Origin of the sequence: Vibrio sp. B4-6, from assembly GCF_963888245.1 — a bacterium.
Taxonomy (GTDB): Bacteria; Pseudomonadota; Gammaproteobacteria; order Enterobacterales; family Vibrionaceae; genus Vibrio; species Vibrio anguillarum.
Map to the genome: position 1 here is coordinate 387,125 of NZ_CAWPIM010000011.1, position 18,854 is coordinate 405,978.

The window sequence follows — 18,854 nt, forward strand, 5'->3', positions numbered from 1 at the left end:
AGCCACAGTGCTGGCGTTTTTTTATCCATTAGAAAAATACACATTGCTTTATTTTGGGGCTTTACATCATTTCGTAATAAAGCCACTATGAATCCACGAACAATAGAATGAAGCGGTGATAGGGAGCATGTCGCTCTGTGTCATCAATATTGAGGAAGTAATGGCAGGAAACAGTATCGGACAACATTTTCGGGTGATGACATTCGGAGAAAGTCACGGTATCGCACTAGGATGTATCGTCGACGGATGCCCTCCGGGCTTAGAAATTACAGAAGCTGACTTACAGATAGACCTAGATCGTCGCCGTCCTGGCACATCTCGCTATACAACGCAGCGCCGTGAAGCGGATGAAGTCAAAATTCTTTCTGGTGTATTTGAGGGGAAAACCACAGGTACATCGATTGGTCTATTAATTGAAAATACCGACCAACGTTCAACCGATTATTCAGACATTAAAGACAAGTTTCGCCCCGGTCATGCCGATTATACCTACCATCAAAAATATGGCATTCGCGACTATCGTGGTGGTGGCCGTTCATCAGCACGTGAGACAGCGATGCGAGTGGCAGCGGGAGCCATTGCGAAGAAATATCTCAAACAAGAATTTGGGGTTGAAATTCGCGCTTACTTGTCACAAATGGGTGATGTTTGTATCGATAAAGTGGATTGGAATGAAATTGAGAATAACGCCTTTTTCTGTCCAGATGCAGACAAAGTTGCGGCATTCGACCAACTGATCCGTGATTTGAAAAAAGAAGGTGATTCGATCGGTGCAAAGATTCAAGTTGTCGCGACCAACCTGCCTGTTGGTTTAGGTGAGCCGGTATTTGATCGTCTAGATGCGGATATTGCGCATGCTTTGATGAGCATTAATGCGGTGAAAGGGGTAGAGATTGGTGACGGTTTTGATGTCGTGCAGCAAAAAGGCAGCCAGCATCGAGATCCTCTAACACCGAACGGCTTTCGCTCAAATCATGCCGGCGGTATTTTAGGCGGTATTTCGACTGGGCAAGATATTGTTGCCAGTATTGCGCTTAAACCCACGTCAAGTATTACAGTACCTGGCGATACCATTACTCGCACGGGTGAACCCACACAACTTATCACGAAAGGTCGCCATGATCCTTGCGTTGGTATTCGCGCCGTGCCCATTGCCGAAGCAATGCTGGCGATTGTGTTGATGGACCACTTACTTCGTCATCGCGGGCAGAATTTTGCGGTTCAAACAGAAACGCCTAAAATCTAATCCAGCATAACCGAATTAAAATGAAAAGCGCCCTTCTTGTTAGGGCGCTTTTGTTTTAAGCAATTTTCTGTTTGGCCAATTTCCGCGGCTGAATGAATTTTTTATCGAAACAAGTCAGCTCATCTAACCAAATATCTAACATTGGATTGTGGCTAATGAATCTGATTTTCAGCATCAAGCTGGAAAGAAGGCAAACGCCATTTAAAACGCACTGCCGCCATACGCAATAAATAACCCACAATAAGCGTTACTATCGTGCTGGTGACATCATTGATGCCGAATGCGAGCAAGGTTAAATAAAGCCCTGAAGCGACTAATGAAACCGAAGCGTAGAGCTCTTCATGCAGTACCAGTGGCGTTTGTCTGCAGATTAAATCGCGTAATAACCCACCAAACACCCCAGTGACCAACGCAGAAACCATACAAATACCGGGATGCAACCCCATGCCCATTGCGACTTTTGTGCCTATGATACTGAACACAATTAGCCCCAATGCATCTAAACGAATGAACAACCCTTTGAGTTTGATTACCCATTTAGCTAAGCCTGTGGTGAGAACGCCTGCGATACAGGTAATGGCTAAAAACTCCGGATTCTTCACCCAACCTAGCGGATAATGGCCGAGTAAAATATCCCTCACCGTACCGCCTCCAATCGCAGTGGCACTCGCTACTAACATCACACCGAACCAATCCATTTTTTGACGGCCTGCACTCAATGCGCCAGTCATCGCTTCGGCAGTAATACCAATAATATATAAAACACTGAGCAACATAATGCGGTACTCCGACAGCACTTCCTTAGGTATATAAGAACCGAGAAAGCGGTTGAACTTAAAAATGGAGGCGCAAGTGTAGTAGTAAAGTCAGGCGATGGCGAATGAGATTTTATGCCAAGAAACCGTTTGACCGATTAATAAAACTAATGAAGTGAGGCGATTGAATGGCTTTACCTGACTACAGAAAAATAAGAGAATGCGTTGAGAAATTTTTGCCTGCATGACTGAGCGATGACACATCACTACCAAGACTTGATCTCCCTGTTCAATGACACTTTTTTTGATCCATTCAATACGCGTTTAGAGCTCGGTGGTGATGAGCCGATTTACTTGCCTGCTGATGCGCAAATTAATCATCACCGCATCATTTTCGCACGGGGATTCTTTGCCTCGGCACTGCACGAAATCGCGCATTGGTGCGTCGCCGGGCCTGAACGGCGATTGATGGAAGATTTTGGCTATTGGTATCAACCAGACGGGCGAACCGCGCAAGTCCAAGCCGAATTTGAAAAAGTAGAGGTTCGCCCTCAAGCGTATGAATGGATTTTATCGGTCAGTGCTGGCTTTCCTTTTACTGTGAGTTGTGACAACCTACACGGCGATTTTGAACCAGACCGCATCGCCTTTATGACTCAGGTACATCGTGAGGTAGTCGCTATCATACAGGTTGGGCTTCCACCCCGAGTGAAGATGCTGTCAGATGCATTACGTGCTTTTTATGGTACGACAGAATTAAGGCTAGAGTACTTTATTATCAGGTAACTGGCTAAATAATAAGAGAAAATGAGAGTTGTATGATTATTGGATTTGAAGAAAAACTGCTGGAAATGATTGATGCACGTATTGCGACGGCATCGGACGATGAATTGTTTGCAGGTGGTTATTTGCGAGGTCATATTTCTTTGTCTGCAGCTGCGTGTGAAGATGAAGGAATTGACGATCTATCTCTGTTTAAAGCACGAATTGAGCAGAGCCTAGAGCAAGCGCGCACAGAGCTTACGCCTGCAGACCGCGTGATTGTGTTCGATTTATGGACCGAGCTTCACAACCAAGCTTAAGATGAGCACACTTAACTCATTCGAATTCTTTGAATGAGTCCGTAAAATTTTTATGGTTGTTGTTAATTTGTGCGATCGCTATGCTTAAGCCATATTCGAACACACAAGGGCAACACCATGAAAGTCATCGCATTTGGAGCATCAAACAGCTCAACTTCAATCAATAAAGCATTGGCCACTTACACCGCTCACCTCATTGAAGGTGCAGACGTGGTGGTGCTTGATATTAACAACTATACCGTTCCTATGTTTAGCGAAGATCTTGAAAAAGAGCTTGGCCAAGCCGAAGGTGCTCAAGCTTTTCTGCGTGACCTTGCTCAAGCGGATGCGTTTGTTATCTCTTTTGCTGAGCATAATGGTCACTACCCAGCGGCGTACAAAAATTTATTTGACTGGGCAACACGCATTGACCGTGAACTATTCAAAGGTAAACCTGCTGTTTACCTAGCCAGCTCTCCTGGTCCTGGTGGCGCGCAATCGGTTTTGGCGGCGGCAAATAATTCTGCTCCTTATTTTGGTGGTAATGTAAAAGCGTCTGTCTCGGTACCGAGTTTTTATGACAATTTTGACTTGGCTACGGGTCAAGTGACTAATCCAGAAGTGGCGGCACAATTGAAAGACGCGATTGCGAAGCTCGTATAGCTTTCTTGTCTCGTTTTAAGTTCGTCTCACCTTAAGTCTCACGCCTTTTCGCGTGAAAAAGTGAGCATTAAAAAAGCCTTGCTGGATAAGTAAGGCTTTTTTCTATGATGGGTTTTATCGAAGAGTACGTTCGGTGATGGCTTTGCCTTTTTTGAGTTTTCTCACCCACATTCGACTTGGATGAAGCGTTTCGAGTACATCAACAGCAAGTGGTAGCGGATCGCCATTCATTTGTGAAGCCAGCAACTCAGCCATTAATGGCGCAGAACTTAGCCCTCGCGATCCTAGCCCGAGCATGCAGTACAAATGAGGATAGTGAGCCACAGATGGAGTCTGTTGCGGATCTTGGGACGTTAACGGCTGGTAGTCGAGTTTGATCTGTTCAAAGTTGCCCACATTCCCGACAAACGGCAAATGATCGCGGCTGACACAGCGAACGCCTTGGCGAGATTGATTGCTAGATGTATCGACTTGCTGTGTCCAGTTTTGGTCGTTAATACAACGGGTTAAGCGTTGTCCATTCTCTTGCTGCGCCGCCGCATCGAATGCTTGGTTGGTTTGACTTCGGTCATAGCTTGCGCCAATGCAGTGCTGTTGAGTGTTGGGGTTGTGCGGTGTCATATAGCCGTCGTAACACAACACGCTGCTCAGCTTTTGCAATGTTTCTGAGGTTGGAATATGGCTTACTTGTCCTTTCACTTTGCCAAGTGGCAACGCTTGTGTTTGCTCGAAATGGTCAAATTGATGTCCGTTTGCAATGACCACACACTGATGGTGCTTTTCGCTACCATTAACACTTAATGTCCACTGCCGTTGTATTTCATCCCAGCGCAAAGACTCCACCTTGTGATTGAAATAGGCGTTGAATCGCTCACTTTGGCTTAATTGGTCAAACAGGCCTTGTGTCAGTTGAGCAGGGCAAAGCCATCCTCCGAGTGGGTAATGTAAGCTGACCATGTCAGTCGGTAAGCCGACGTTTTGTAACGTTGCTTGTTGATCGCAGTAGTGCATTAGCTGAGGGTTAAATTTCCCTTCAAGCATCGCCATCTGTTTTTGGGTCGATTTTTCATCCCACATCAATTGGGTCACACCACACCAATCATGATCAAAAGGGACGGTTTGCGCCATTTGCTCAACAAATTGCCGAGCAAACAGAAAAGCGGGCGCAAAAACACGCGATACACCACTGTGGTCTTTATTCAGCAGTGGGTAAACCGCACCTTGTCGGTTACCTGAAGCACCTTGAGCGGCCTGAGGATCGGCGCAATACAGGCTGACATTGATACCGCGGCGATTGAGCATTTTAGCTAATGTGGCACTAGCAATGCCGCCGCCGATGATCGCCACGTCGGTAACATTGGTCGTCGGCGCAATCGCAAACCAAGGTTTTATATTGCTGTACGGCGTTTTGTGTTCCAGTTGACCAGCAATCATCTCTCTTTTGGTGCCAAAGCCTTTCACTTTTTTCATCGAAAAGCCTGCTTCTATCAATCCGCGTCGTACAAAACCTGCGGCGGTAAAAGTGGCGCACGTGGCTTTGTGTTTCGCCAGTTTGGCCATATTCTCAAACAGCGTTTGATTCCACATTTCAGGGTTTTTACTGGGAGCAAAACCATCCAAAAACCATGCGTCTACCACGCCTTGCTCGGTTGTGGGAACTTGCGGCATACACTCTTTGATATCACCGAACCAAAGATCAAGGGTAATGGCGCCATCATCAAGAACAATGCGATGACATTCTGGTACTGCAATCGGGTAGTGTTGTTGAAGCTTTTTCGCATAAGTCGCTAATTCAGGCCACGCTTGGTGCGCTGTTATCAAGTCGTGTTTATTGAGCGGATATTTTTCAAAACTGATAAAATGCAGCGCTTGCAATGGCGCATTTGGGTTTTGTTGCCTAAACGCATCAAATTCTTGCCATACAGCGAGAAAATTTAACCCAGTGCCAAACCCCGTTTCGGCAATGACGAATCGTTTTTGGTCATATTGGTGCCATCTTTGTGGTATATGATTTTGGGAAAGAAACACGTAACGCGTCTCTTCTAGGCCGTTAACGTTGGAAAAGTAAACGTCATCGAATTGGTCGGAAACGGGTGTGCCCGCTTCATTCCAACCCAGTGTTGCGTTGGTTATGCTGGTCATAATGGTGTAATTCTGTGAAATCGGGCGATATATAGCTCGAGATTGTACGAATTTCTGGGAAAGCTGACCACTTTTGTTATTCTTCTTAGTTATTATCTAAGCGAATTTTGAATTATAGGAATGTCACATGAAACGAGTCGTAATCACCGGTATGGGTATTGTTTCAAGTATCGGTAACAACGTCGAAGAAGTTTTAGCGTCTCTAAAAGCAGGCAAATCAGGTATTACCGCTTCTGAGCAGTTCAAAGAGAACGGTTTACGCTCTCAAGTGTGGGGTAGCCTGAAAATGAACCCTGCTGACCATATTGATCGCAAACAGATGCGTTTTATGGGTGATGCGGCCGCGTTTGCATACCTATCAATGGAACAAGCGATTGCCGATTCAGGTTTAGCACCAGAGCAGGTCTCTAATGACCGCACTGGTATTGTGGCTGGTTCTGGCGGTGCGTCGTCGTATAACCAAGTTATTGCTGTCGACACATTGCGCACAAAAGGCGTGAAGCGCGTTGGTCCTTACATGGTTCCACGTACTATGTCTTCGACTGTTTCAGCCTGTCTTGCTACGCCATTTAAAATCCGTGGCGTCAACTACACCATGAGCTCCGCTTGTGCGACGTCGGCTCACTGTATTGGTCACGCAATGGAACTTATCCAATTGGGTAAGCAAGATGTTGTGTTTGCAGGTGGTGGTGAAGAGCTCGATTGGTCTTTAACTATGATGTTTGATGCAATGGGTGCGCTGTCAACTAAGTACAACGAAACACCAGAAAAAGCGTCACGTACTTACGATGCTGACCGCGATGGTTTCGTGATTTCAGGCGGCGGCGGCATGGTTGTGGTTGAAGAGCTTGAGCATGCACTGGCTCGCGGCGCAAAAATTTACGGTGAAATCGTCGGTTACGGTGCGACATCCGATGGCTACGACATGGTGGCTCCATCAGGTGAAGGCGCTGTGCGTTGCATGAAGATGGCAATGCAAGCGGTAGATAGTGTGGATTATGTCAATACACATGGTACTTCCACACCTGTCGGTGATGTAAAAGAGTTGGGTGCCATTCAAGAAGTGTTCGCTGGCAACAGCCCAGCTATCTCGGCAACAAAAGCAATGACTGGCCACGCATTGGGTGCGGCAGGTGTGCATGAAGCCATCTACTCTACCTTGATGCTTCACCACGGCTTTATCGCGCCAAGCATCAACATTGACAATTTAGATCCAGCGGCTGATGGCCTTGATATTGTGACCGAAATGCGCGAGCAAGAGCTAACCAGTGTGATGTCTAACAGTTTTGGTTTTGGCGGTACGAACGCGACGCTAGTGATCAAAAAGTATCAAGGCTAATGCGCCTACACACCTCTAATAAAAAGGTTTCCAGAGCGGGTCAGCTTAGCTGATCGAACAGACGCAGACTCTGTCCCATGGAGAGCGGGACGGGATCCTTTTGTTCTGGGTTTTTGCCCGGTTTCCGTGAGGAGCCGGGCATTTTTATGGAAAGCGGGATTTCTTCTCGACAGTCTGTGCGCTTTTCTGCACAATTCCTTCAATTTCGAAAATTGTGAACTCCGCTATGAAAATCCTTATTGATGAAAACATGCCTTATGCTGAATCGTTATTTAGCCAGCTTGGTGAGGTGGTGTTGAAACCCGGTAGAAGCTTAACGGCTGATGATCTTATCGACGTTGACGCCTTGATGATTCGTTCTGTTACGAAAGTAAATCAAGCATTATTAGCGAAAGCCAATAAATTAAAGTTTGTTGGTACGGCGACGGCAGGTATGGACCACGTTGATCAAGCGCTTTTGGCTGAAAGAGGCATCTTTTTTACTGCCGCACCGGGGTGTAATAAGGTGGGAGTGGCTGAGTATGTTTTCAGTGTATTGATGGTGCTAGCGCAGCAGCATGGTTTTTCTGCCTTAGAGAAAACCGTTGGCATTATTGGTGCTGGTCAAGTCGGCAGCTATTTAGCCGAGTGTTTAGCGGGGATTGGCATTAATGTGCTGCTCAACGATCCCCCAAAACAAGCACAAGGTGATTGCCGCGAGTTTACTCATCTTGATGTTTTACTTGATAAAGCGGATGTCATTACGCTGCATACACCCATTACTAAAAGTGGTGAATGGCCGACTCATCACTTGATTGATGAAGTTCGACTTGCCCAGTTGCGCAGTGATCAGATCTTGATCAACGCGGCTCGTGGCCCTGTGGTGGATAACCAAGCGCTGAAACAACGCCTACAGAAAAATGATGGTTTTATTGCCGCTTTAGACGTGTTTGAATTTGAACCTGAAGTGGATATGGAACTGCTGCCTTTGCTCGCCTTTGCGACGCCGCATGTGGCTGGCTATGGGTTAGAAGGTAAAGCCCGAGGCACGACCATGATTTTCAATAGTTTTTGTGAGTATCTTGGCGATGACCATTGCGCGAATGCCAGTAGTTTATTACCCGAGACTCCCATTGCCAAAGTGTATTTATCACGCGGTTGGGATGAGGAAACATTACACAGTTTAACCCAATTGATTTATGACGTACGCAAAGATGACGCCTTGTTTCGCCGTGAAATTGGCAAACCAGGTGCTTTTGATCAAATGCGTAAACTTTATTGGGATAGAAGAGAATATAGCGCGATGACTGTCGTCGGTAGTGAGTCGTGTGATCTCACTCCCTTAGCTAAATTAGGTTTTAAAACAGAGGTAACAAATGAGCCAAGAATTTAATATCGCTATTTTAGGAGCAACCGGCGCGGTTGGTGAAACCATGCTTGAAGTGCTCAAAGATCGCAAATTCCCCGTTGGTGAACTTTACCTACTTGCCAGTGAGCGTAGTGAAGGTAAATTCTACCGCTTCAATGGTAAGACCATACAAGTACAAAATGTTGAAGATTTCGATTGGTCACAAGTTCAGATTGCACTGTTTTCCGCTGGTGGTGAATTGTCCGCAAAATGGGCACCTATTGCCACAGAAGAAGGCGTGGTAGTCATCGATAACACCTCACATTTCCGCTATGAGTACGATATCCCACTTGTTGTGCCTGAAGTGAACCCTGAAGCGATTGCGGATTTCCGTAACCGCAATATTATTGCGAACCCAAACTGCTCAACCATCCAAATGTTGGTGGCGTTAAAGCCGATTCACGACGCTGTGGGTATCGAGCGAATTAACGTATCAACTTATCAGTCCGTTTCAGGAGCTGGGAAGTCAGGCATTGATGAGTTGGCGGGACAAACCGCAAGGCTGTTAAACGGTGTTTCGGCCGATCCTGATGTGTTTAGCCAGCAAATTGCGTTTAACTGCATCCCACAAATCGACCAGTTTATGGATAATGGCTACACCAAGGAAGAGATGAAAATGGTGTGGGAAACGCAAAAAATATTCAATGACTCAACCATTATGGTCAACCCAACTTGTGTACGCGTGCCAGTTTTTTACGGCCATGCTGAGTCACTGCATATTGAAACACGCTTACCGATTGATGCTGAGCAAGTTATTGAGTTATTAGAGAAAACTGAAGGTATTGAAGTATTCAGCGGGAATGATTTCCCCACGCAAGTTCGCGATGCGGGAGGGAAGGATACGGTTCTTGTAGGGCGTATTCGCAACGATATCAGTCACCACAGTGGCATTAACATGTGGGTAGTGGCAGATAACGTGAGAAAAGGCGCTGCAACAAATGCGGTACAAATTGCGGAAGTGTTGATTCGAGATTATTTCTAATTAATACCTAGTAAAAAGGAGTGGCTTACCACTCCTTTCTCTCTACACAAAAAAGCCGAGTGATTGATTCACCCGGCTTTTTTATTATCGTCCAGCTCAAGGCTGAGAATGATGGCTATCTTTTTGACTTGTGCGCGTTAGGGTTCTGCTTGCAACTGCCGTCGGCACATTTACCATATAGATAAAGGCTGTGATTGGTGAGCTGTACATTATATTGCTCGGCAATCTCTCTTTGGCGTTGTTCGATCACCTCATCTGAAAACTCAATCACTTCACCACAATCTAAGCACACTAAGTGGTCGTGGTGGTGTTGTGTTGAAAGTTCAAAAACGGATTTTCCACCTTCAAAATGGTGACGAGTGACAATACCCGCATCATCAAATTGGTTTAATACTCGATAAACAGTCGCAAGACCGATTTCTTCACCAAGATCAATCAATTTCTTATACAGTTCTTCAGCGCTGATATGTTGGCATTCAGGCTGCTGTAGCACTTCTAAAATTTTTAGCCTAGGAAGGGTAACTTTAAGACCTGCATCCTTGAGCGCTTGGTTATTATCTGACATACACTTTCCTGTTGATGATCTGCAGCAGTTAACAGAATTCATAATTGCGATCATTATAGGGGAGTCACTGCTAACAATAAACCACGAAGTTCAAAGGGTTACTTTATATTTGTCACAAAGCCGCGCAATATCACTGATATAACAGCTCTTACCAGTTACAATTGCGTAACATTTATTAGTGATTGAGTCGATAGGTTTAAAAGGTGAGCACGGAATGAATCACTCTTTAGCAAGATTTTATAAGCCAAATATTGTTAAGTGGGCGTTAAATAGCTGGCCTCCTTTTTGGGGAGCTGGTATCCACATTGATGAAATTAGTAGCGACTTCCGTCAGGTGAAAATGCGCCTAAAGCTGCGGTGGTGGAACAAAAATGCCAATCGCACTCAGTATGGTGGCAGCATTTTCTCTCTTACTGACCCTGTTTACTCGTTGATGTTAATGGGGATTTTGGGTGAGCAATATTACGTATGGGACAAAGAGGCCAGCATCAACTTTATCAAACCGGGCCATTCTGATTTGTATGCGGAGTTTCTGATAACGCAAGACCAACTGGATTCAATCTTAGTGAGCACGGCCAATGGGGATAAATGCTTTCCGGAATTTGTTATCCATGTTAAGGATGCCAAAGGCGAAGTGGTCTCTGAAGTGCAACGTAAATTGTACGTGCGCAAAAAACCTAAATATAGAGAAGAGAGTGATGCAGACAAAATGGTTACTTTTTGTGATCGCTAAGGCTGTTCGTTCTGCATTTGGCACAGCTCAATCCAAGCTTCGGCGGTGCGAGAAACGTACCGTTCCGCGTGCCATATTAATCCTAAGTGCCAATCAATACTGGGTGTCATCGGTTTGACTAAGACGCCTTCTCCTTGAATTCGTCGACAAAGTGGTTCGGGTAGAAAGGCAACGCCTACGCCACTTTTGACCAACGCGACTAAAAAATCCCATTGGCTACTGCGCGCTGCAACTTGTGGTGTAAATCCGTGTTGTAGGCAGAATGAGTGGATGTAGTCACTCAGCGTAAAATCATGGGTATAGAGGTAAAATGGCTCATTTTGTAGTTGCTCCCAACCGATGGCTTCTTGCTGCTTCCAAGGAGATGAATCGGGGAGTACGGCGCAAATGGGGTAACTGTCTAAGGAGAGTGACCGCAGATTATCAATCGGATGAGGCGAAAGCATGGTGACGGCTACGTCAATTTCGCCATTGAGGATAGCTTGCTCTATTTTACGTCCGCCATACTCAACGATGGTGAGCTCTACATGAGGGTAGGTTTGACGGTATTGGCGGATCAGACCTGCGTAAAGGTGTCCAACCATTGGTGGAATACCGAGATGCAGTTGTCCCCGCTTTACCTGATTGAGATCGACCAATTCGGCTTCTAACTGAGACATCTGCGCTAAGATCTCTAGCGCTCTTTGATAGACAACCTCTCCTGCATCGGTAAGCCAGAAACGTCGACCTTCACGATGTAATAGTGGCTGTTCAATTTCCTGCTCTAGACTGCGGATCATCTTACTGATGGTGGGTTGGGTGACGAACAGTTGCTCGGATGCGCGGGTAAAGCTTTGTTGATTGACCAATTCAACAAAATAGCGCAGTGCTTTAATATCCATAATATCTCCTTTTATCATTCCATTTTGGCATGAAAATGATAATAAAAAGTCATTTTACGATGGTTTTATGGCTTAATATAATGTGACTAATTTCACAAAACGGCATTAGTCTCATCATGCAAAGAATAAGAAACAGCCAAAGAGTAAAAAACAATCTGCAAACAGTGGTACAAGTTGTTGCGCTATCAATGATCTGGTTTTTGGCGGATTTTCTAGTCAGCACTTTTCATATTCCTTTACCAGCAAATTTAACTGGCATGCTATTGCTGTTAACTTTAGTGATTATGCGAGTTGTAAAAGTTGATTGGCTGCGCAAGGGAGCAACTTGGTTATTGGCGGAAATGCTGTTGTTCTTTGTACCAGCGGTCATTGCGGTCGTTAACTATCAAGAGTTAATGCAACAGCAAGGGTTACGAATTATGGCGGTACTTGTCATCAGTACCATCATGGTCATTGCTATTACTGCTTGGACCGTTGATAAAATGTATCGTTTAGAGCTGATACTAGCGCGTAGAAAAAGCAACCGGGCAATACGCCTAACTAAAGTGGAGCGTTCATCATGAGCTCACTACTTACCTCAACGCTGCTTGGTGTATTTTGCTTGCTGTTAACCTTGGCCTTTTACTATGGCAGCAAGTGCCTTTATCAACGTAAACGTTCTATTTTCTTAATGCCGCTGCTATTGGCCCCTATATTGTTAGTGGCTGTTGTGATGATCTTTCACATCCCTTACCAAACCTATATGGCAGAATCTCATTGGTTATTGTGGCTACTTGGTCCGGCGACAGTGGCTTTTGCTATTCCTGTCTATGACAACCGATTGTTGATCAAGCGCCACTGGCTCTCTCTATCCGTGGGAGTGATCGTATCGGTTGTGGTGGCTGTGGGGAGCACGGTTTTGTTGGCTCGTTGGTTTGAATTACCCGATATGCTTCAGCGCAGTTTAGCGATGCGCTCGATTACCACGCCTTTTGCTGTTGAGGCGACGAAGTCAATTGGTGGGCAAAGTGATCTGACTGCTCTGTTTGTGGTACTTACTGGGGTGATAGGCATGGCGGTAGGTGAAGTGGTGTTAGCGTTATTATCCATTCGCTCTGGGCTTGGTAAAGGAGCCAGTCTTGGCGCTTCCGCGCACGGTGCAGGAACGGCAAAAGCGTATCAAATTGGCAATGCTGAAGGGGTAGTGTCGAGTGTGGTGATGATGATTGCGGGCATGGTCACTGTGTTGCTTGCTCCATTTATCGGTCTTCTACTTTGGTAAAGCAAAGTGCTTGAACATGGACCAATAAAAAATCCCCTCGCAAGGGGATTTTTTATGTTTAAGAGATTAGCCTTCAAGTTCGGCTAAACACATCTCTTCATAAATCTGCTTAACCCATGTGCTGACGCGCTGTTCAGTCAACTCTGGTTGACGATCTTCATCGATGCATAAACCAATAAAGTGGCTATTGTCACCCGCAACCAAGGCTTTAGAGGCTTCGAATTCATAACCTTCAGTTGGCCAGTGGCCAATAATCGTTGCGCCTTTGCTTTCGATAATGTCACGCACTGTACCCATCGCGTCACAGAAGTATTCAGCGTAGTCTTCTTGATCGCCGCAACCGAAAATAGCAACTAATTTCGTCGAGAAGTCGATCGCTTCTAATTCTGGGAAAAAATCATCCCAATCACACTGCGCTTCACCGTAGTACCAAGTAGGGATACCCAGTAACAATAAGTCAAAATTATCAATGTCTTCTTTGCTGCTTTTCGCAATATCTTGAACGTGAACGAGCTGCTTACCCAGTTGCTTTTGAATCATTTTCGCAACGGCTTCAGTATTACCGGTATCGCTACCAAAGAAGAGGCCTACACTTGCCATAGAATCATTACCTTTAATTTGTCATTTTCTGGCGGATGAGCGTGTTCTTTACCCCAGTCCGGTGCCTTCCCAACTGAGTTGGATAAGTCCTTTAAGGATAAAGCCAGCACAACCTAAAAACAGAACTAGCCATACAATACGGCGCCCAAATGGCGGTACATTACCTTGCTTAAGGACATCTTTTATTGCCATACCGATAAGAAAAAATATAGACGCAAAAAGAAGATCGAGTCCAATCGACTCAAGCATGTTCATGTAGTCGTACAGCATGGGTATCCTTTATGCCAATTTGCTTGAGCGCACTATAACACTGTTATTCGTCAAAGTTAATGCGCGCATTGGTACCTATTTCACACTTGTTGTTTCACAGTAAAGCGGCTAGCTGCCAATGAACTTTCTGATCGCTCGTAAAACTTCAACGGGCTTTTCTGCGTGTAGCCAGTGCCCTGTGTTGGCGATGACGTGTGCTTTCGCTTGGCTAAACTGCTGCTGGATCATTTCTTGGTGTTCCGCTAGTAGATAGTCAGAGTTGCTGCCTTTAACCAATAAGGTTGGAACAGAGCTGCAAGGGATTGGTTCCCAGCCTAAAATATTCCAGTAATTTTTTTCAATGGCGGGGACATTAAAACGCCAGCTCATTACACCATCTTCTCGTTTAAATAACGATTTACTGAGAAATTGTCGTACGCCTTCTAGCTCAATATGTTGCGCTAAAATGGCCATGACCTCTGCTCGCGAGGTAGGCTGCTGTGCAATAACCGCGTTGAGCCCCGCCAGTACGTTATCATGTTTCCGATGCTGATAGCTGACAGGTGCCATATCTAAAACCACCAGTTTGGCGACTTTGGATGAGGCGATGTCAGCTAGCTTCATGGCAACTTTACCGCCCATTGAATGGCCAATCAGCGTGACAGAATCACAAGCTAACTCTTCGAGTAAACTAGCAACATCGAATGCCATGCTCGCGTAATCATGTTCCTCACTGTGAAATGATTGACCGTGATTACGCAAGTCAATACTCAATACTTGGTGATCGGCTTTTAGGTCTCTTGCAAGTAAACCTAGGTTGTCTAAATTGCCGAATAAACCATGGATCAAAACAACGGTGTGACCTTCACCTTCGAGTTTGTAATTAAGAAGTGCTGACATTTTATCTTATTAGTGATTGGTTTAACGTAGAGTATCAGTGAAGATCTCGCTATAATCCCTCAGAGTTTAAACATTGAGATTGTGAAAAGCGAATGAAAACAATTGAGGTTGATGAGGATCTATACCGTTATATTGCCAGCCAAACCCAACATATTGGAGAAAGCGCGTCGGATATTTTACGCCGTTTGCTCAATGTTGACGGTAAAGTGTCTGCAGCAGCGGTCGTGACGCAAGTAAGTACCGAGCCCAAGGGCATTGTTGTGAGTAAAGATGCCGTACAAGAGATACAGATTGATAGCGTAAAAGAGATGCGTTCTTTGCTCATTTCTGATGAATTTGCGGCTTTGAAAAAAGCAATTGATCGTTTTATGTTGGTGCTTTCAACCTTATACCGTATCGATCCAGTAAGTTTTGCTGAAGCGACCTTAGTGAAAGGACGTAAGCGTGTGTATTTTGCTGACAACGAGCAAACCTTGCTTGCTAGTGGGCAGACAACCAAGCCAAGAGCGATTCCAAACACACCATTTTGGGTCATTACCAATAACAATACTAGCCGCAAACAACAGATGATCGAGCAGCTGATGGTATTGATGAATTTCCCGAGTGACATTATTGAGAAAGTGACGCACTCAATCTGATTTGTGCCCATTCATAGATAAAAATCTGATTCAAGCCTCATACTGCGGACCACTAAGTCCGTATCATGAGGCTTTTTATTTCGTTGTTATTTTAAGAAAGGATGTCAAAAATGGCTATGCACCCACGCGCCGGACAAAAAGCACGGCAGGAAGACTTACATAATATCCCTGCGCTCGTTGCAAACTACTTTTTACTTCAACCTGATGCGGCTAACCCAGACCATAAAGTGCAATTTGGTACTTCGGGGCATCGTGGTTGCGCGGATAAATCGACATTTAACGAAAACCACATTCTTGCTATTGCTCAAGCGGTAGCAGAAGTGCGCGCTCAGCAAGGAACCACTGGGCCGATTTTTGTCGGAAAAGACACGCACGCACTCTCTGAGCCTGCTTTTTCTAGTGTACTTGAAGTACTGATCGCTAATGAAATTGAAGTGATCGTTCAACAGGATAATGGCTATACGCCAACGCCGGGTATTTCACACGCAATCTTGACTCATAACTTGAAGCACGCGCAAAAAGCTGATGGCATTGTGATCACGCCTTCTCATAATCCACCACAAGATGGCGGTATTAAATACAATCCTACCCATGGCGGCCCTGCTGAAGGGGAAATCACCCAAGCGATTGAAAACCGTGCCAATGAGATCATTGCAGAAGGCATGCAAGGCGTGAAGCGTCTGCCTATTATGTCGGCAAAGCAATCGCCGCTGTTTAAACAAGTTGATCTTGTGAAACCTTATATTGATGACTTAGTGAATGTGATTGATATGGAGGCCATCCAAAAAGCCAATCTAAAACTGGGTGTTGATCCGCTCGGTGGCAGTGGTATTGATTATTGGCGTCAAATTGGCAAAGCGTATCAGCTTGATTTAACACTGGTGAGCGAAGCGGTGGATCCGACATTCCAATTTATGTCACTCGATAAAGATGGTGTAGTGCGTATGGACTGTTCTTCTCCTTATGCAATGGCGGGGTTATTAGCGTTAAAAGATCAGTATGATCTCGCGTTTGGTAATGACCCTGACTACGACCGCCACGGCATTGTCACTCCGAAAGGTTTGATGAACCCAAACCATTTCTTAGCCGTATGCATCGATTATCTGTATCGTCACCGCAAGCAATGGCGTAAAGAAGTAGCTGTTGGTAAAACGTTAGTATCAAGTGCATTGATTGACCGTGTGGTCGCCGATCTTGGCCGTGAGCTGTGTGAAGTACCTGTCGGCTTTAAGTGGTTTGTTGATGGCTTATACAGTGGTCACTTCGGTTTTGGTGGTGAAGAGAGCGCAGGTGCGTCATTCCTGCGTAAAGACGGAACGCCTTGGTCAACGGATAAAGACGGTATTATCCTTTGCTTACTGGCGGCGGAAATCACCGCTGTCACAGGTAAAAATCCGCAGCAATATTATGAAGATCTGGCCGCGAAACATGGAGAGTCTAAATATAGTCGTATTCAAGCTGTCGCAAATGGCCCACAAAAAGCAGTGCTGAGCAAATTGTCACCAGAGATGGTCTCTGCGCAAACATTAGCGGGAGATGAGATCACAGCCCGCTTGACGCATGCTCCCGGTAATGGCGCAGCCATCGGTGGATTAAAAGTGACCACTGATTATGGCTGGTTTGCTGCTCGTCCATCAGGCACAGAAGATATTTATAAGATCTATTGTGAAAGTTTTAAGGGCGATGAGCACCTCAAGCAAATCGAAGCGGAAGCGCAACAGATTGTTAATCAAGTCTTTGCCGACGCTGGTTTGTAAGCAAACTTATCAATTAAAATAGGCGGCCAGAGGCCGCCTATTTTATATTTAGTCGTCTATTATCTTGGTTAAAGCTGAGGCCAACTGTCGGGAACGATGAACCAGAACTTTCCTCTGTCACTTTGGCAATGCACAAAACCATGCTCTTCATTTGCTGTGTAACGCGTGCAGTTTTTACCTTTCCCGCTAATCCATTGAGGCTTTTCCAGTAAGAATAATGCTTCATCTATTTGATGTGACTGGCTTTGATAACACCAAAAACCAGCAATTTGTGACAGATTGAGTTTATAACCTAGGCATTCACTAGGAACAGGCTCATCGTGAAAAGGGTTTACATACAAGCGCCCTTGCATCAGTAAATGACGGCTAACGTCACGCCAAAGTGGGTAAGCCGCACTAAATTGGGCTGATTGGGAAAGGGTCAATTGGTGGTTCAACATATGTTCAAGTTTGAGATCTAATCGATCTTGAGCATTGGGACCATACCACAGCCCTTGATGTAGCAGGTAAAACTTCACTGCGACTTCCCAATGCTCATAACGCTGACTGCGTTTATTTTTGATGACAAAATCTAGCGAACCTAGTGTACTTCCTGCTTCGTTCAATTGAATTTCTTCAGAAACGGCGGAATAAGTGGGGTTTAGCGTAAACAATAAAGAACATAAATGCTGGTAGAGAAAGCCTAATCTAGGGTTCCCTCTATATTCTTCTTTCAATGTCGGAACATTGGGTAAAAAAGGGGTACGCGCCGCGACCACTCCCTCTCCTTGGAAAAGAGTAGGGGTTGTCGACACCCAGTGTGCCAGTGTGTTGAGGTCCATTGTCATTAATTATTCTCGTCCTTATTTTTCGACATTCTAGCCTGAAATTGTTATAACCACGCTAATGATAAAACTCAATTTTGGAATGAAAGATGGATAATTTAAAACTTGAAGCTCTGCTCAATCAAAAGCTTAATCCTCAATTGATTAAAGACTATTGCCCTAATGGATTGCAAGTTGAAGGTCGCACTGAAATCAAAAAGATTGTGACGGGTGTGACGGCCTCGCAAGCGCTTATTGAACAAGCAATTGAACGAAATGCTGACGCTTTATTAGTACATCATGGTTATTTTTGGAAAAGTGAGCCTGAGTCCATCCGTGGAATGAAAGGCCACCGGATCCGAGCTTTGATACGAAATGATATAAATTTATACGCATATCACTTGCCGTTAGACATCCATCCAGAATTAGGTAATAACAAATTGCTAGCTGATTTATTGGGGATTCATGTTGATGGCGGATTAGAAGGGCACCCGCAGTCGGTCGCCATGTTCGGCCATTTTGAACAAGCGTTGACAGCCGATGAGCTCAGTCAACGAATCGAGCAAGCTTTACAACGACGGCCACTGCACGTAGATCCGAGCTCAAACAGAATCATCAAAACGGTGGGTTGGTGTACTGGTGGTGGGCAAGATTACGTCGATCTAGCGGCGCAGCACGGATTAGATGCGTTCATCTCTGGTGAAATATCAGAGCGGACTACCTACTCAGCAAGAGAGCAAAATATTCATTATTTTTCTGCAGGGCACCATGCCACAGAACGTTATGGCGTTAAGGCACTGGGAGAATGGTTAGCGAGCGAATATGGCTTTGAGGTTGAGTTTATCGATATCAATAACCCTGTGTAGCGGGTTTGTTTCTGATCAATGCATCC

General features: G+C 45.2%; 21 protein-coding genes. 13 read left to right on the forward strand and 8 right to left on the reverse strand.

Annotated elements, in window-relative coordinates:
* Positions 1 to 160 precede the first annotated feature (160 nt).
* On the forward strand, positions 161 to 1,246 hold the full coding sequence (gene aroC, locus AACV20_RS04765) for a chorismate synthase (RefSeq protein WP_026028357.1): 1,086 nt from the start codon (positions 161 to 163) through the stop codon (positions 1,244 to 1,246).
* 152 nt (positions 1,247 to 1,398) lie between these two features.
* Here the strand turns inward: aroC and AACV20_RS04770 are convergent, their stop codons facing one another.
* Positions 1,399 to 2,022 carry a trimeric intracellular cation channel family protein gene (locus AACV20_RS04770; RefSeq protein ID WP_170906957.1) on the reverse strand — a complete coding sequence of 208 codons (624 nt, stop codon included), beginning with the start codon at positions 2,020 to 2,022 and terminating at the stop codon, positions 1,399 to 1,401.
* 234 nt (positions 2,023 to 2,256) lie between these two features.
* On the opposite strand from AACV20_RS04770, the gene AACV20_RS04775 reads away from it, so the two are divergent.
* The 3 genes from AACV20_RS04775 (at position 2,257) to AACV20_RS04785 (ending at position 3,725) form a co-directional block, all read left to right on the forward strand.
* Positions 2,257 to 2,787, forward strand: coding sequence for an elongation factor P hydroxylase (locus AACV20_RS04775; protein ID WP_129532663.1), 531 nt, complete (start codon positions 2,257 to 2,259; stop codon positions 2,785 to 2,787).
* Between the two features lie 32 nt (positions 2,788 to 2,819).
* Positions 2,820 to 3,083 carry a YfcL family protein gene (locus AACV20_RS04780; protein WP_013856329.1) on the forward strand — a complete coding sequence of 88 codons (264 nt, stop codon included), beginning with the start codon at positions 2,820 to 2,822 and terminating at the stop codon, positions 3,081 to 3,083.
* A 117-nt stretch (positions 3,084 to 3,200) separates the two neighbouring features.
* Positions 3,201 to 3,725 carry an NADPH-dependent FMN reductase gene (locus AACV20_RS04785; RefSeq protein WP_026028358.1) on the forward strand — a complete coding sequence of 175 codons (525 nt, stop codon included), beginning with the start codon at positions 3,201 to 3,203 and terminating at the stop codon, positions 3,723 to 3,725.
* Between the two features lie 114 nt (positions 3,726 to 3,839).
* On the opposite strand, the gene mnmC is transcribed toward AACV20_RS04785, so the two are convergent.
* The gene (mnmC, locus tag AACV20_RS04790) at positions 3,840 to 5,867 is read right to left on the reverse strand and encodes a bifunctional tRNA (5-methylaminomethyl-2-thiouridine)(34)-methyltransferase MnmD/FAD-dependent 5-carboxymethylaminomethyl-2-thiouridine(34) oxidoreductase MnmC (protein WP_088732752.1); all 2,028 of its coding nucleotides are present in this window, start codon (positions 5,865 to 5,867) and stop codon (positions 3,840 to 3,842) included.
* 127 nt (positions 5,868 to 5,994) lie between these two features.
* On the opposite strand from mnmC, the gene fabB reads away from it, so the two are divergent.
* The 3 genes from fabB (at position 5,995) to AACV20_RS04805 (ending at position 9,575) form a co-directional block, all read left to right on the forward strand.
* Positions 5,995 to 7,206 (forward strand): beta-ketoacyl-ACP synthase I, encoded by a 1,212-nt coding sequence (gene fabB, locus AACV20_RS04795; RefSeq protein ID WP_017047845.1) that lies wholly within the window; start codon positions 5,995 to 5,997, stop codon positions 7,204 to 7,206.
* 226 nt (positions 7,207 to 7,432) lie between these two features.
* Entirely contained in the window at positions 7,433 to 8,578 is a 1,146-nt protein-coding gene (locus AACV20_RS04800; RefSeq protein WP_026028062.1) for a 4-phosphoerythronate dehydrogenase, read from the forward strand.
* Positions 8,562 to 9,575 (forward strand): aspartate-semialdehyde dehydrogenase, encoded by a 1,014-nt coding sequence (locus AACV20_RS04805; protein WP_013856334.1) that lies wholly within the window; start codon positions 8,562 to 8,564, stop codon positions 9,573 to 9,575. Before AACV20_RS04800 ends, AACV20_RS04805 begins: the two co-directional genes overlap by 17 nt.
* A gap of 115 nt (positions 9,576 to 9,690) precedes the next feature.
* Here the strand turns inward: AACV20_RS04805 and fcrX are convergent, their stop codons facing one another.
* The gene (gene fcrX, locus AACV20_RS04810) at positions 9,691 to 10,140 is read right to left on the reverse strand and encodes a ferric iron uptake transcriptional regulator FcrX (RefSeq protein ID WP_010318689.1); all 450 of its coding nucleotides are present in this window, start codon (positions 10,138 to 10,140) and stop codon (positions 9,691 to 9,693) included.
* A 214-nt stretch (positions 10,141 to 10,354) separates the two neighbouring features.
* On the opposite strand from fcrX, the gene AACV20_RS04815 reads away from it, so the two are divergent.
* Entirely contained in the window at positions 10,355 to 10,873 is a 519-nt protein-coding gene (locus tag AACV20_RS04815) for a DUF4442 domain-containing protein (RefSeq protein WP_010318688.1), read from the forward strand.
* Here AACV20_RS04815 and AACV20_RS04820 read toward each other — a convergent pair.
* A complete protein-coding gene (locus AACV20_RS04820; RefSeq protein WP_026028359.1) occupies positions 10,870 to 11,754 on the reverse strand; it encodes a LysR family transcriptional regulator in 885 nt (294 codons plus the stop codon). The genes AACV20_RS04815 and AACV20_RS04820 overlap by 4 nt on opposite strands.
* A gap of 116 nt (positions 11,755 to 11,870) precedes the next feature.
* Between AACV20_RS04820 and AACV20_RS04825 the strand changes: the two genes are divergently transcribed.
* Together AACV20_RS04825 and AACV20_RS04830 are read left to right on the forward strand one after the other, a co-directional pair.
* A complete protein-coding gene (locus AACV20_RS04825; protein ID WP_013856338.1) occupies positions 11,871 to 12,317 on the forward strand; it encodes a CidA/LrgA family protein in 447 nt (148 codons plus the stop codon).
* On the forward strand, positions 12,314 to 13,015 hold the full coding sequence (locus AACV20_RS04830) for an LrgB family protein (RefSeq protein WP_017048877.1): 702 nt from the start codon (positions 12,314 to 12,316) through the stop codon (positions 13,013 to 13,015). The genes AACV20_RS04825 and AACV20_RS04830 overlap by 4 nt, the downstream gene beginning before the upstream one ends.
* A 66-nt stretch (positions 13,016 to 13,081) precedes the next feature.
* Here AACV20_RS04830 and fldA read toward each other — a convergent pair whose 3' ends face one another.
* From fldA to AACV20_RS04845, 3 genes are all read right to left on the reverse strand, one after another.
* Entirely contained in the window at positions 13,082 to 13,615 is a 534-nt protein-coding gene (gene fldA / locus AACV20_RS04835; RefSeq protein WP_013856340.1) for a flavodoxin FldA, read from the reverse strand.
* Between the two features lie 48 nt (positions 13,616 to 13,663).
* Entirely contained in the window at positions 13,664 to 13,885 is a 222-nt protein-coding gene (locus AACV20_RS04840) for a DUF2788 domain-containing protein (RefSeq protein WP_010318683.1), read from the reverse strand.
* A 108-nt stretch (positions 13,886 to 13,993) separates the two neighbouring features.
* Positions 13,994 to 14,764 carry an alpha/beta fold hydrolase gene (locus tag AACV20_RS04845; protein WP_017045728.1) on the reverse strand — a complete coding sequence of 257 codons (771 nt, stop codon included), beginning with the start codon at positions 14,762 to 14,764 and terminating at the stop codon, positions 13,994 to 13,996.
* A gap of 92 nt (positions 14,765 to 14,856) precedes the next feature.
* On the opposite strand from AACV20_RS04845, the gene seqA reads away from it, so the two are divergent.
* Together seqA and pgm are read left to right on the forward strand one after the other, a co-directional pair.
* A complete protein-coding gene (seqA, locus tag AACV20_RS04850; RefSeq protein WP_010318681.1) occupies positions 14,857 to 15,402 on the forward strand; it encodes a replication initiation negative regulator SeqA in 546 nt (181 codons plus the stop codon).
* Positions 15,403 to 15,512: 110 nt separating this feature from the next.
* Positions 15,513 to 17,159, forward strand: coding sequence for a phosphoglucomutase (alpha-D-glucose-1,6-bisphosphate-dependent) (gene pgm, locus AACV20_RS04855; protein WP_026028060.1), 1,647 nt, complete (start codon positions 15,513 to 15,515; stop codon positions 17,157 to 17,159).
* A 68-nt stretch (positions 17,160 to 17,227) separates the two neighbouring features.
* Here pgm and AACV20_RS04860 read toward each other — a convergent pair whose 3' ends face one another.
* Positions 17,228 to 17,986, reverse strand: coding sequence for a DUF1853 family protein (locus tag AACV20_RS04860; protein WP_170906958.1), 759 nt, complete (start codon positions 17,984 to 17,986; stop codon positions 17,228 to 17,230).
* A gap of 86 nt (positions 17,987 to 18,072) precedes the next feature.
* Here AACV20_RS04860 and AACV20_RS04865 point away from each other — a divergent pair, with 86 nt between their 5' ends.
* Positions 18,073 to 18,828 carry a Nif3-like dinuclear metal center hexameric protein gene (locus tag AACV20_RS04865; RefSeq protein WP_170906959.1) on the forward strand — a complete coding sequence of 252 codons (756 nt, stop codon included), beginning with the start codon at positions 18,073 to 18,075 and terminating at the stop codon, positions 18,826 to 18,828.
* Positions 18,829 to 18,854 lie beyond the last annotated feature (26 nt).

Excerpts from the sequence above, each read along its gene's own strand:
- AACV20_RS04865 (WP_170906959.1), top strand. The coding sequence starts at position 18,073 with ATGGATAATTTAAAACTTGAAGCTCTGCTCAATCAAAAGCTTAATCCT.
- AACV20_RS04785 (WP_026028358.1), top strand. The coding sequence starts at position 3,201 with ATGAAAGTCATCGCATTTGGAGCATCAAACAGCTCAACTTCAATCAAT.
- AACV20_RS04860 (WP_170906958.1), bottom strand. The coding sequence starts at position 17,986 with ATGACAATGGACCTCAACACACTGGCACACTGGGTGTCGACAACCCCT.
- AACV20_RS04805 (WP_013856334.1), top strand. The coding sequence starts at position 8,562 with ATGAGCCAAGAATTTAATATCGCTATTTTAGGAGCAACCGGCGCGGTT.
- fcrX (WP_010318689.1), bottom strand. The coding sequence starts at position 10,140 with ATGTCAGATAATAACCAAGCGCTCAAGGATGCAGGTCTTAAAGTTACC.
- AACV20_RS04820 (WP_026028359.1), bottom strand. The coding sequence starts at position 11,754 with ATGGATATTAAAGCACTGCGCTATTTTGTTGAATTGGTCAATCAACAA.
- AACV20_RS04800 (WP_026028062.1), top strand. The coding sequence starts at position 7,433 with ATGAAAATCCTTATTGATGAAAACATGCCTTATGCTGAATCGTTATTT.
- pgm (WP_026028060.1), top strand. The coding sequence starts at position 15,513 with ATGGCTATGCACCCACGCGCCGGACAAAAAGCACGGCAGGAAGACTTA.
- AACV20_RS04780 (WP_013856329.1), top strand. The coding sequence starts at position 2,820 with ATGATTATTGGATTTGAAGAAAAACTGCTGGAAATGATTGATGCACGT.
- seqA (WP_010318681.1), top strand. The coding sequence starts at position 14,857 with ATGAAAACAATTGAGGTTGATGAGGATCTATACCGTTATATTGCCAGC.
- AACV20_RS04825 (WP_013856338.1), top strand. The coding sequence starts at position 11,871 with ATGCAAAGAATAAGAAACAGCCAAAGAGTAAAAAACAATCTGCAAACA.
- AACV20_RS04775 (WP_129532663.1), top strand. The coding sequence starts at position 2,257 with ATGACACATCACTACCAAGACTTGATCTCCCTGTTCAATGACACTTTT.
- fabB (WP_017047845.1), top strand. The coding sequence starts at position 5,995 with ATGAAACGAGTCGTAATCACCGGTATGGGTATTGTTTCAAGTATCGGT.
- aroC (WP_026028357.1), top strand. The coding sequence starts at position 161 with ATGGCAGGAAACAGTATCGGACAACATTTTCGGGTGATGACATTCGGA.
- fldA (WP_013856340.1), bottom strand. The coding sequence starts at position 13,615 with ATGGCAAGTGTAGGCCTCTTCTTTGGTAGCGATACCGGTAATACTGAA.
- AACV20_RS04845 (WP_017045728.1), bottom strand. The coding sequence starts at position 14,764 with ATGTCAGCACTTCTTAATTACAAACTCGAAGGTGAAGGTCACACCGTT.
- mnmC (WP_088732752.1), bottom strand. The coding sequence starts at position 5,867 with ATGACCAGCATAACCAACGCAACACTGGGTTGGAATGAAGCGGGCACA.
- AACV20_RS04815 (WP_010318688.1), top strand. The coding sequence starts at position 10,355 with ATGAATCACTCTTTAGCAAGATTTTATAAGCCAAATATTGTTAAGTGG.
- AACV20_RS04830 (WP_017048877.1), top strand. The coding sequence starts at position 12,314 with ATGAGCTCACTACTTACCTCAACGCTGCTTGGTGTATTTTGCTTGCTG.
- AACV20_RS04770 (WP_170906957.1), bottom strand. The coding sequence starts at position 2,022 with ATGTTGCTCAGTGTTTTATATATTATTGGTATTACTGCCGAAGCGATG.
- AACV20_RS04840 (WP_010318683.1), bottom strand. The coding sequence starts at position 13,885 with ATGCTGTACGACTACATGAACATGCTTGAGTCGATTGGACTCGATCTT.